The 11,380-nt window shown below is 66.2% G+C and carries 9 protein-coding genes; 5 read left to right on the top strand and 4 right to left on the bottom strand.

The window, feature by feature from the left end; all coding sequences use genetic code 11:
* The first annotated feature begins 191 nt into the window (after nt 1–191).
* The 4 genes from AC30QB_RS23120 to AC30QB_RS23105 all read left to right on the top strand — a co-directional run bounded on the left by AC30QB_RS23120 (nt 192) and on the right by AC30QB_RS23105 (nt 5,682).
* The gene (locus AC30QB_RS23120; protein ID WP_489548635.1) at nt 192–1,157 is read left to right on the top strand and encodes a TRAP transporter substrate-binding protein; all 966 of its coding nucleotides are present in this window, start codon (nt 192–194) and stop codon (nt 1,155–1,157) included.
* Nucleotides 1,158–1,204: 47 nt separating this feature from the next.
* Complete coding sequence (locus tag AC30QB_RS23115; protein ID WP_489548637.1) at nt 1,205–1,714, top strand: TRAP transporter small permease; 510 nt, start codon at nt 1,205–1,207, stop codon at nt 1,712–1,714.
* Complete coding sequence (locus AC30QB_RS23110; RefSeq protein WP_489548634.1) at nt 1,707–3,008, top strand: TRAP transporter large permease; 1,302 nt, start codon at nt 1,707–1,709, stop codon at nt 3,006–3,008. The genes AC30QB_RS23115 and AC30QB_RS23110 overlap by 8 nt, the downstream gene beginning before the upstream one ends.
* 121 nt (nt 3,009–3,129) lie before the next feature.
* Nucleotides 3,130–5,682, top strand: coding sequence for a GspE/PulE family protein (locus tag AC30QB_RS23105; RefSeq protein WP_489548633.1), 2,553 nt, complete (start codon nt 3,130–3,132; stop codon nt 5,680–5,682).
* Between the two features lie 4 nt (nt 5,683–5,686).
* On the opposite strand, the gene AC30QB_RS23100 is transcribed toward AC30QB_RS23105, so the two are convergent.
* Genes AC30QB_RS23100 through AC30QB_RS23085 form a run of 4 tightly spaced genes read right to left on the bottom strand, consistent with a single transcriptional unit; the run spans nt 5,687 to nt 9,975 of the window.
* Nucleotides 5,687–6,211: a GNAT family N-acetyltransferase gene (locus AC30QB_RS23100; protein ID WP_489548632.1), complete on the bottom strand. Its 525-nt coding sequence runs from the start codon at nt 6,209–6,211 to the stop codon at nt 5,687–5,689.
* 21 nt (nt 6,212–6,232) lie between these two features.
* On the bottom strand, nt 6,233–8,233 hold the full coding sequence (locus AC30QB_RS23095) for an LTA synthase family protein (protein WP_489548631.1): 2,001 nt from the start codon (nt 8,231–8,233) through the stop codon (nt 6,233–6,235).
* A gap of 3 nt (nt 8,234–8,236) precedes the next feature.
* The gene (locus AC30QB_RS23090) at nt 8,237–8,875 is read right to left on the bottom strand and encodes a hypothetical protein (protein WP_489548630.1); all 639 of its coding nucleotides are present in this window, start codon (nt 8,873–8,875) and stop codon (nt 8,237–8,239) included.
* Nucleotides 8,872–9,975, bottom strand: a complete 1,104-nt coding sequence (locus AC30QB_RS23085; protein ID WP_489548629.1) for an exo-alpha-sialidase — start codon at nt 9,973–9,975, stop codon at nt 8,872–8,874. Before AC30QB_RS23085 ends, AC30QB_RS23090 begins: the two co-directional genes overlap by 4 nt.
* Before the next feature lie 186 nt (nt 9,976–10,161).
* Here AC30QB_RS23085 and AC30QB_RS23080 point away from each other — a divergent pair, with 186 nt between their 5' ends.
* Nucleotides 10,162–11,376, top strand: a complete 1,215-nt coding sequence (locus AC30QB_RS23080) for a sigma-54-dependent Fis family transcriptional regulator (protein ID WP_489548628.1) — start codon at nt 10,162–10,164, stop codon at nt 11,374–11,376.
* The last annotated feature ends 4 nt before the right edge of the window (nt 11,377–11,380 follow it).

The following is an 11,380-nucleotide window of genomic DNA, read 5'->3' as shown; positions in this document are numbered from 1 at the left end:
GACCACCTTCATGCGGATTGGCACTGCCCAGGAATGCGGGTGTCCCACGTCACCTGTCGGGCGGGGGAATCGCGTATCGAGCATCAGCACGCCCAGCCGAGCACGCGTTCCCGGGGGAAATACCGGTGGCGCTGGCGCGATACTTGCACTTATCCTCTGATCTTTCATCCTACGATTGTCACGGAGTGCCCATGAAATTCAAATATGCCTTGATTGCCGCTGCCCTGGCCTTGGGCGGGAATGCTTTTGCGCAGACCAAGTGGGACCTGCCCGCCGCTTACCCAGCCACCAACTTCCACTCCGAAAATCTGATCAAGTTCGCCGACGACGTCGACAAGGCCACCGGCGGCAAGCTGAAGATCACCGTGCACGCCAACGCCTCGCTGTACAAGGCACCGGAGATCAAGCGGGCCGTGCAGCAGGGCCAGGCGCAGATCGGCGAGATCCTGCTGGTGAACTACCAGAACGAATGGCAGATCTTCGGCGCCGACGGCCTGCCCTTCCTGGCCGACAGCTACGACGAGTCGGGCAAGCTCTACAAGGCGCAAAAGCCGGTGCTCGAGAAGAAGCTCGCCGAGCAGGGCCTGATGCTGCTGTACGCCGTGGCGTGGCCGCCGCAGGGCATCTACAGCAAGAAGCCCATCAACTCGGCGGCCGACCTCAAGGGCGTGAAGTGGCGCGCCTACAGCCCGGCCACCTCGCGCATTGCCGAGCTGCTGGGCGCGCAGCCCGTCACGGTGCAAGCCGCTGAACTCTCGCAGGCCATGGCCACGGGTGTGATCGAGGCGTACATGTCGTCGGGCTCCACCGGATACGACACCAAGACCTACGAGCACCTGAAGTACTTCACCGACACCCAGGCTTGGTTGCCCAAGAACGCCGTGCTGGTCAACAAGGCGGCATTCAATGCACTCGACAAGCCTGCACAGGCCGCGCTGCTAAAGGCCGCGGCCGACGCCGAGACGCGCGGCTGGGTGGTCTCGCGTGCCAAGAACACCGAGTACCTCGATCTGCTCAAGAAAAACGGCATGACCATCGCGACGCCTTCGGCCCAGCTGAAGTCCGACATGAAAATGGTGGGTGACACCATGCTGCAAGAGTGGCTGCAAAAAGCCGGGCCTGACGGCCAGGCCATCGTCGACGCCTTCCGCAAATGAGCGGCAAGTAAGCGGTGGCCACACCCGGCTCGCCCCCGCCCACCGCCCTGCGCCGCACGCTCGACGCGCTCTATGGCGCGAGCGGCGCGCTCGCCGGCGTGTGCATGCTGGGGCTGCTGCTGATGGTGCTCACCTCTATCGTCAGCCGGCAGCTGCACGTCAACGTGCCCGGCACCGATGGCTACGCCGGCTACCTGATGGCCGGGGCGGGCTTTCTGGCACTGGCCCACACGCTCAAGCGCGGCGAGCACATCCGCGTCACCCTGCTATTGGGCGGGTTGCAAGGCCGCTGGCGGCGCGCACTGGAGATCTGGGCGCTTGCCGCAGCGAGCCTGCTGGCGCTGCTCTTCGCGGGCTACAGCTGCAAACTCGCCTGGCAGTCTCGGGTGTTCAACGACATCTCCACCGGCATCGACGCCACGCCCCTGTGGATACCCCAGATCGGCATGGTGGTCGGCACTGTGGTGCTGGCCATCGCCTTCATCGACGAGTTGGTGCTAGAGCTGCGCGGCCTGCGCCAACACGTCAGCCTCGAAGAAGCGCTGCGCAATGAATGACCTGGCCATCACCGCGCTGCTGATCGTCTCGCTGTTTCTCATACTCGGCAGCGGCGTGTGGATAGGGCTCACGCTCTCCGGCGTGGCCTGGATAGGCATGCAGCTCTTCAGCTCTCGCCCCGCCGGTGACGCCATGGCCGTCACCATCTGGGGCGCGGCGTCGAGCTGGACACTCACCGCCCTGCCCCTCTTCATCTGGATGGGCGAGATCTTGTTTCGCACACGTCTGAGCCAAGACATGTTCCGCGGCCTGGCCCCGTGGGTGCAGCGCCTGCCCGGGCGCTTGCTGCATGTGAACGTGGTGGGCTGCGTGATCTTCGCGGCGGTGTCGGGCTCCAGCGCCGCCACCTGCGCCACCATCGGCAAAATGAGCCTGCCCGAGCTCAGGCGGCGTGGCTACCCCGACGCCATCTCGCTGGGTTCGCTGGCCGGCGCGGGCACGCTGGGGCTGTTGATCCCGCCCTCGATCATCATGATCGTCTACGGTGTGTCGGCCGATGTGTCGATCTCGCAGCTCTTCATTGCCGGCGTGCTGCCGGGCCTGCTGCTTGCGGCCATTTTCTCGGGCTACATCGCGCTGTGGGCGCTGCGCCACCCTCACCTCGTGCCACCGGCCGACCCCGCCACCAGCCTGCGTGAAAAACTGCAGGCCTCGCGCGGCCTGCTCCCGGTGGTGCTGCTGATCGCCGCGGTGCTGGGCTCCATCTACAGCGGCGTGGCCACCGCCACCGAGGCGGCGGCACTGGGCGTGCTGGGCTCGCTCATCATCTCGGCCGTGCAAGGCTCCCTCACCTGGCAGACCTTCAAAGAGGCGTTGATGGGCGGCACCCGCCTGTACTGCATGATCGCGCTCATCCTCGCGGGGGCCGCATTTCTCACGCTGGCCATGGGCTACATCGGTCTGCCCCGTCATCTGGCCGAATGGATAGGCTCGCTGGGGCTGTCGAAGTTCCAGCTGATCGTCGCACTCACCCTGTTCTACGTGCTGCTGGGGTGTTTCCTCGACGGCATCTCGATGGTGGTGCTCACCATCGGCGTGATCTTGCCCACCATCCAGAAGGCCGGCATCGACCCGTTGTGGTTCGGCGTCTTCGTCGTGGTGGTGGTCGAGATGGCCCAGGTGACGCCCCCGGTGGGCTTCAACCTCTTCGTGCTTCAGGGCATGAGCGGTCGCGACATCGGCTACATCGCCCGTTCCACGCTGCCCTTTTTCGGCTTGATGGTGGTGACCGTGCTGCTGCTGTACTTCTTCCCGCAGATCGTCACCTTCCTGCCCCTGCACATGAAGGCCTGAACAGGCCCGCCATGGCCCTGCAATTCGGGCCATCCGCCAAAGAGTGCCTCCCTACCATGAACCCGCGGAAAAGCGTTCCGCGCTTCGCCACGCGTGCGCCCCCCGCGCCCAGGGAAAAATCATGTCTGATCTGTCCGATTTCGTGAACATGGATTTCGCCACCGATGCCGCGGCGCAATTGCTGCGCGTCGAGCCGGTCGAGAAAACCCGCCACGCCCCCTTCCACTGGCCCACGCCCCCCTTCGCGGCCTACCCCGATGCGGTGGAGCAAAGCCAGGCTCAAGGCTGCGAGTTCGTCGGCACCAACGGCAAGGCCGTCGCCGGCCGCCTGATCTTCTTCGTGCCCGAAGACCAGCTGGCCCACGTGCAGGTGCCGCCCGCGCGCACCACCATGCCGCTGCGCTTCAACCAGTTTCGCTCGCTGCGCGTGATGGAGCCGCTCAAGCCCATCACCACCACCTTGCTCACCCACGAGAAGCACGCGCTGATGCTGGAGCAGCGCCCGCGCAGCAGCTACCGCGTGGTGCTGCCCGAAGGCGCGCAGATGGAGGGCAACACCATCGGCCACGTTGAAAACGCACACGGCCTCTTCCTCTTCCCGCCGGTCGACGACAAGGGCGCGGTGCAGCGCCTGTTCGTGCCCCGCGGCGGCTACACGTCGTACGAGATCGGCCCGCGCATCGGCGAGCTGCTGGTGCAGCAAAACGCCGCCACGCCCCAGCAAATCGAGCAGGCGGCCGGGGTGCAGAAACAGATGCGCGACCAGAAGCTGGGCGACATCTTGCTGCTGCGCCAGGTGGTCACGCCTGAGCAGTTGCTCGCCGCCATCGAAAAACAGGCGCGCATGCCCATGGTGCGCATAGGCGAAGCCCTCACCTCGCTGGGCATGGTCACCAACGAGCAGCTGCAAGACGCGCTAGGCCAACAACAGCAAGACCGCAGCGTGCCGTTGGGCGAGCTGCTGGTGCGCATGGGCATCGTCTCGCGCGAAGACCTGCAAACGGCCTTGGCCCGCAAGATGGGCTACCCGCTGGTCAACCTTGAGGCCTTCCCCTTCGAAGACGACGCCATACGCAAGCTGCCCTATTCGGTGGCAGTGCGTGTGCAAGTGATGCCGCTGATGATCCGCGAGGGCCGCCTGGTGATCGCGATGGACGACCCTGTGCGCCGCCGCGCCATCGTCGACGAGATCGAGTTCATCACGCAGGTGAAGTGCGTGGCCGTGCTGGCCCAGTGCGCCAGCCTGGAAGACGTGCTCTTCAAGGCCTACGAGAAAATTGGCGCCGCTAGCATTCAGAAGTTCAACGCAGTCAACGCGGCCGACCCGATTCCTTTTGAGCTGCATGACACCGACAAGCTGGTCGAAACCTTGGAGAAGGAAGACAACGATGCCTTCTCGGTGGAAGACGACCGCCAGATCGAGCAGTCTGACAATTCGCTGGTGAAGCTGATCAACAACATGATCATCGACGCGCACAAAGACGGCGTGTCAGACATCCACATCGAGAGCTACCCGGGGCGCGACAAAATCAAGGTGCGCTTTCGCAAAGACGGCCTGCTGCGCACCCACCTGGAGCTGCCGCCCAACTACCGCAACGCCATGATCGCGCGCATCAAGATCATGTGCGACCTCGACATCTCCGAGCGCCGCAAGCCCCAAGACGGCAAGATCAACTTTGCCAAGTTTTCGCCGCAGCACAAGATCGAGCTGCGCGTGGCCACCATCCCGACCAACAACAGCCTCGAAGACGTGGTGATGCGCATCTTGGCCTCGGCCAAGCCCATTCCGGTCGACAACCTGGGGCTCTCGCCGTACAACATCAAGCACCTGAAAGAGGCGATGGAACGCCCCTACGGCCTGGTGCTGTGTGTGGGCCCCACGGGCTCGGGCAAGACCACCACGCTGCACTCGGCACTGAGCCACATCAACGTGCCCGAACGCAAGATCTGGACGGCCGAAGACCCGATTGAAATCACCCAACCCGGCCTGCGCCAGGTGCAGGTCAACCCGAAGATCGATTGGACGTTTGCGAAAGCGCTGCGCGCCTTCCTGCGCGCCGACCCCGACGTGATCATGGTCGGCGAAATGCGCGACGAAGAGACCGCGCAGATGGGTGTCGAAGCCTCGCTCACCGGCCACCTGGTGCTGAGCACATTGCACACCAACAGCGCACCCGAGACCGTGACGCGCCTGCTCGACATGGGCATGGACCCGTTCAACTTTGCCGACTCGCTCTTGTGCGTGCTCGCCCAGCGCCTGGTGCGCCGCCTGTGCAACCACTGCCGCCAGTCACGCCTGGCGACCGAAGACGAGGTGAACGAGCTGCTCGACGACTACCTGCACGTGTGCCCGAGCGAGCACCCCGACTTCAAACGCGACACGCTGCACGCCGACTGGACCACGCGCTTCGGCTCGCAAGGCGCGCTGCGCATGCACCACAGCCCCGGCTGCGACCACTGCGGCCAGACCGGCCACCGTGGCCGCGCCGGCCTGCATGAGCTGATGGTCGTGTCACGCGAGGTGCGCCGGCTGATCCAGACCGGCTCACGCGCCGAAGAGTTGCAGCGCACCGCCATGCTCGAAGGCATGCGCACGCTGCGCCAAGACGGCATCGAGAAGGTGCTGCAGGGTGTGACCAGCCTGGCTGAAGTGCGGGCCACCAGCAACGTGTGAGGGCTCAGCCTGGGGAGGCTTCGTCGCCCCAGGCGTAGACCCAGGTCTCACGCGTTTCACCAGCCAACGCACGGCGGTCTTCCAGCCGCATGCCGGCGTGCACGAGCAGGCGCTGCGAGGCAATGTTGTCGGGCGAGGTGATGGCCAGCACGCGCTTGAAACCCAATACCTCCTGCCCATGCTGCAGGCAGCCCAGCACCGCTTCCACCGCGTAGCCCAGGCCACGGTAAGCCGGCAGGAACGCATAGCCCACGTCAACCTCGGGCAAGGTGTCACGCTTGATGAAGCCGCACAGGCCGATGGGCTGTGGGTCGTCGCGGCGCAGCACCGCCCAGAAACCATAGCCCTGGCGTTGGTAGCCGTCGACCAGACGCGTGGCGATCCACTGGCGCGCATCGTCGTTGCTTTGTATCCCGCGATCCCCGATGTGGCGCAGCCAGCCTGGGTCGTTGAGCAGCTCATGAATGAAGGCCGCGTCACCTTCGTCGAAGCAGCGCAGCACCAGGCGCTCGGTTTGCAAGAAGGTCATCAGCGCAGCGCTCCTCGGTGGTCAATTTCTGAAGCGGGGATTGTGCGTCTGCAGGTAAAGCGCTGCATTGCCATAGGCGGCAGGAAAGCGCCCCCAAGCCTCGACCCGCTGCGCCAGCTCGGGCGGCAGCGGCTTTTTCGCCAGCAGGTTGGTCATGGGCTGCGCCGACAAGATGTCGTAGGCCGCAAGCGGCTTGCGGTCGGCGAGCAGGTACTGGTCCACCAGCACCCCCGCCTCGCCGGGCCCGGTGAACTGGAACTCGAAGGCCACGCGCGTGGCGTCGAAGCGCGCATCGAGCAGGTCGCGCCCGAGTGTCGTGTTCCTGTAGCCGATGCCCACCAGCGATGCCAGCGTGGGCAGCACGTCGACCTGCTGCGCCCAGCTGTCCACCCGACGCGGCGCCACGCGGCCCGGCGCGTAAATCAGCAAGGGCGTGTGGCCTTGGGTGATCGCCAGGTCTTGCCAGGCACGCGGCAGGTGCGGGCCGGTCGCGCCGATGATGCCGTGGTCGCCGATGAAGGCGAACACCGTGTTCTTGAAGTAGGCCTCTTGCCGCGCGCGCAGCATGAACTGGCCTATGCACCAGTCGAGGTAGGCGAAGGCGCGGTACTCGTCATTCGAGATGAAGCCCTGCGCCTTCAGCTCGGCCTCGGTGGGCGCGGGCGGGTTGAAGGCCTGCTTGTCTTCGTCGGGGATGGTGTACGGCCGGTGGTTGCCACTGGTCTGTATGTACGCGAAGAAGGGCTGCTTCTGCTCGCGGAACACCTGGTTGGCTTCGAAGAAAACATTCTTATCGGACACGCCCCACACGTCGACCGAAGGCGATTTGTAGCGGCCCTCTTCATAGATGTCTATGCCGTCGATGTTGCCCGAGAGCACGCCCCGCACATTGGCCCACGAGGTGCTGCCGCCGATGAAGTAGAACTTCTGGTAGCCCTTGAACTCGTTGATGATGCTGTGCTGGTTGGCTGCCGCAGGGTTGCGCGAGGCGGTGGACTCGCGCGACACATCGGGCATGCCGGTCACCATGGCAAAGACGCCGCGCGCCGTGTGGGCGTGGGCGCTCATCATGCGTGTGAACAACAGGCCGTCTCTGGCCAGCGCATCGAACGACGGCGTGGCCCCGAGTGGGTTGCCCAGCGCGCCGGTTTTGTGACCGGCAAACGATTCGAGCTGCACCAGCACCACGTTGAGCGGCTGTGCGCCAGGCCGGGGCGGCACGGTGCGCAGGAACGAGATCGGCTCGCCGGGCTTCAGCGCCGGCAGGCCGACGAAAGCGCGTATGGCGTCAGCATCGGGGCGCATCTGCGCGTCGTCGAGCCGCTGCACGCGGAAGGTCCAGGTGTCGTACAGGCTGTGCAAAGGGTTCAAGGCGAGCGACTGCAAGAAGGTGTTGGGCAGCTCGGCCGCATCGCTCCAGCGCAGCGGGTATTGCGAGAACTTGCCATGCACCACGAACACCGCCAGCAGCACGACCACGGCCTCGGCCCCACGCGCCGGCCAGGGTCGAGCGGCCCGCACGCGAAGGGCCCAAGCCCACAGTGAGCCAAAGAGCGCGTGGCACAGCAGCAGCCACAGCGCAAAGCCGATGGTGATCCACACCACCGGGTAGGTTTGCCACACCATGCCAGTGGCCTCGCCCGCGTCGCGTGCCAGCGAGAACACCACGGCCGACAGGCGCTGCGCCAGGTAGGCGTAGTGGCCGGCGTCGAAGATCACCGCTGCGCCCCAGACGGCCGCCGCCAGCATCCAGCACGCCCACCACAAGCCGCGCCACCTTGGCGGGCGCAACCGCGGGCCCAGCCAGGGCAAGGCACCCAGCAGCCACACCAAGAGCACGCTGACCAGCGCCACTCGTGCATCGAAACGGGCCCCCAGCCACAAGGCACTCCAGGCATTCGATATCGGCATGCCCGCAGGTGCAAACCAGAGCCCAAACGCCATGCGCGAGAGCGTGCCGGCGATGAACAGCACGCCGGCCATGGCCAATGCGAGACGAAGGTGAGGTCGGATAGGCAGCATGGATCAGGTCGTTTGGAAACGGGCATTGACCCAGCGCCACGCGGCTGCGCGTGCGACACGTGTCAACAGGCTGAAGAGCGCCCACAGCCACAACAGAGGGTCAAGCAGTGCGTCGAAAATGTTGCCAGTGGGCAACCGGCACAGGGCGAACACCATCAGCGCGAGTACCACCGCCCACGCCACGCCTTGATGCCGCCCCTGCGCCACGAACAGCACCGTCACCATGCCGAGCAGCAGGCCGGCAAGCGCTGCCCCTGGCCCGAAACCGCGCGCATACAGACCGAGGCTGAGCCAACCGGTGCTGTCGAGGTAGAGCATTGCGCCCGCCAGCAACAGCATCAGTGCCAGGCCGACCGGCAGCACGCGCTCAGCCTCTGCCTGCCTGCCTTTCGTCCAGATGGACATGGCACAACACGCCACCAGCAGCGCACTCGGGAAGTGAAACGCCAGGCCCAACCAATACGACGGTGATGCCGGCCCAGGCAAGGCGCAGGCGGCAAAGGCCAGCAACACCCAGGCCGTTGCCCAGCGCGTGGCGAAGGGTCGCCTCAGCGCGATCAGGCCCACGCCGCACGCCGCGAGCACCATGCTCCAGGCGAAGTGCACATACAAGACCTGCAGGCCCAGCGACGGCAGGCTCATGGCGTGGCCTCTGCGTACTGAATGTCGTAGACGTGGTGCGCGATGGCGCGGCGCTGTTGCGTGTAGGTCACGTGCAATTGCTGCCCCACTTGCAGCACGCTGGGGTAGGAAAACTCGTCGCCTGACTCGCCGCGCCGCACATCCAAGCCCGGCGTCCAGTTTTGCGCATCGAGCGAGGTGGACAAGCGCAGCCACTGCCGCGGCGAGCCGCCGCCGGGCACAGCGTCGTTGTGCAGCAGCACGAAACCACCGCCTGCAAGCCGCAGGCCGGCGACCGAGCTGTCGTGGTTGGCCAAAGCCGACGGCGGCAGCGCTTGCCAGCTGAGGCCGGCGTCGTGGCTCACCGCCTGCTGCACGCGGTGGTCGGGGCCGATGTCGCGCATCACGGCGCGCAGCTCGGTGCTTGAGATGGGCAAGAGCGCTGGCTGCAGCGCCGTCACCGACCGGCCGATGCGCTGCACCCAGCGCGGCTCGCCCTGCGCGTCGAAAGAGATGACCAAGGGGTACTTGTGCCCCAGCTCGAAGTAGGCAGGCAACAGCCAGCCGCCGTCGGCCAGTGCGACCGGCTGGGTGCGCACCAACACGCTGGTGTTCAAGAGCGGTGTGAGCGGCAGCACGCGCTGCGGCGTGAAATGCTGGCCTGCATCGTCGGACACCAGTTGCACCACCCGCGCAGCGGCCCAGCCGCCCAGGCCGGTGGCCACCACATAGAGATGCACCCGCCCATCGGCGGCCACCCACAACGCAGGGTTGCCGATGCGCCGCACGCCCATGTGGAGGGCACGGCCCAGCATCGAACGGTCAGCGACAACGTGCGGATCGCTCCAGCGGCCCTGGTGCCAACGTGCCATGTACAGCTTCACGTCAGGCGCGCTTTCGCGTTGTCCGGCCCACCACGAGGCCAGCACGTCACCATCGGGCAGAGCGGCCAGCGCGCTGGCATGCGCCGCGGGCACACCGGCGGGCATGGGGATGGTGGTGCTGCTGCGCGGGATGAGCGTGAAGCTGCGCGCGGCAGTGACCCCCACGCTGAGGGGCACGGCCGCAGCCGTCGCGGCCGCTGACCAGCGCCGCCACTCGGCACCTGCACTGATGACCAAGCAGGCTGCTGCCAGTAACCATGCTCTGGAAAACCCGCCCGATCGCTTCAACACCGTGCCTTTTCGCCCCTATGGAAACGGCGCCATTGTGACAGCGGCCCGACGCCAAACTGACGCAGAATGGCGCGGCCCGGCCCCGGGCCGGATGCAGTCGCCCGCACCCTGGCCGCAAGACAAGGAGACTCCATGGACAGCAGTCGATACGCTCCGACCTCAGTGGCCGCCAACGCGCGGCCCTTCGAGATCGCGCATGGGCCAGACCACCTGCTGGCCATCGAGCAGTCGCACCAGCGCTGCCGTGCCATGGGGCTGCGCGAAAACACCATCCCCGAGCTCAACCCCGTCTCGGCCCACGGGGCGCGCCAGGCACGCGAGCAACACCAGCGCCTGTTCGAGCACGCCACGCCGGTAATGGAAATGCTGTGCGAGCAGATCCTCTTCACCAAGAGCATCGTGGCGCTGGCCGACGCCCAGGGCAACACGCTGCAGGTGATTGGCGACGACGGCTTCCTGGAGCGCGTGCAGCAGGTGGCGCTGTCGCCGGGGGTGAACTGGGCCGAGTCGACCAAGGGCACCAACGCCGTGGGCACCGCGCTCTTCACGGAAGCGCCCACGCTGGTTCATGCCAATGAGCACTTCCTGACGGCCAACCGCTTTCTCACCTGCTCGGCGTCACCCATCTTCGACCACACCGGGCAGATGATGGGCGTGCTCGACGTGAGCGGGCATCAGCTCTCGTACCACCCGCACACGCTGGCAATGGTGAGCATGGCCGCCCGCATGATCGAAAACCACTGGTTCAGCGACAAGTTTCGCAATGGCCTGCGCCTGCACTTCCACCGCCGGCCCGAGATGCTCGGCACCATGCGCGAAGCCATGATCGCGCTGTCGCCGGAAGGCAGCATCCTTGGCGCCAACCGCAGTGCGCTCGAGCACCTGGGCCTGAACATGTCGTCACTGCGCAACCTGGGCCTGGAGGCGGTGTTCGGCATCAGCGTGGGCAGCATCGCCGACCACTGCCGCCGCCGCGCCGACGAGCCCATGTGCCTGTACCCGCAACAGGGCGATGCCATTGGAGAGTTGCTCTACGCGCGCCCCCACTTGAACTGGCCGACCTTCTGGCCCACCGTCTCGGTGGCCACAGGCGTTGCGGTGCCGCAAGCGAGTGAGCCCGTGGCGGTGGTGCGCCCCGCCATGCCGCTCCAGCCGGCAACGCAGGCCATGCCCGAGCCCCAACCGCCCAGCACCACCTTGCAGGAACAGGAAATGGCCGCCATCCGCAGCGCGGTGAGTTCGGCCGGCGGCAACATCTCGCGCGCCGCCCGCCAGCTGGGGGTGGCGCGCAACACCATCTACCGCAAGCTGCGCGCCGCCGACGCAACCGCCGACACCGCCAGCTGACCAG

Source organism: Rhizobacter sp. (assembly GCF_046595475.1).
Classification (GTDB): Bacteria; Pseudomonadota; Gammaproteobacteria; order Burkholderiales; family Burkholderiaceae_C; genus Rhizobacter.
Note: the sequence above shows the minus strand (reverse complement) of the source record. Positions and strands in the feature narration are given on the sequence as shown.

What these genes read in the sequence shown, in the direction of transcription:
- AC30QB_RS23100 (WP_489548632.1), bottom strand. Translation starts at nt 6,211, where the DNA reads ATGACCTTCTTGCAAACCGAGCGCCTGGTGCTGCGCTGCTTCGACGAA.
- AC30QB_RS23080 (WP_489548628.1), top strand. Translation starts at nt 10,162, where the DNA reads ATGGACAGCAGTCGATACGCTCCGACCTCAGTGGCCGCCAACGCGCGG.
- AC30QB_RS23090 (WP_489548630.1), bottom strand. Translation starts at nt 8,875, where the DNA reads ATGAGCCTGCCGTCGCTGGGCCTGCAGGTCTTGTATGTGCACTTCGCC.
- AC30QB_RS23110 (WP_489548634.1), top strand. Translation starts at nt 1,707, where the DNA reads ATGAATGACCTGGCCATCACCGCGCTGCTGATCGTCTCGCTGTTTCTC.
- AC30QB_RS23120 (WP_489548635.1), top strand. Translation starts at nt 192, where the DNA reads ATGAAATTCAAATATGCCTTGATTGCCGCTGCCCTGGCCTTGGGCGGG.
- AC30QB_RS23105 (WP_489548633.1), top strand. Translation starts at nt 3,130, where the DNA reads ATGTCTGATCTGTCCGATTTCGTGAACATGGATTTCGCCACCGATGCC.
- AC30QB_RS23095 (WP_489548631.1), bottom strand. Translation starts at nt 8,233, where the DNA reads ATGCTGCCTATCCGACCTCACCTTCGTCTCGCATTGGCCATGGCCGGC.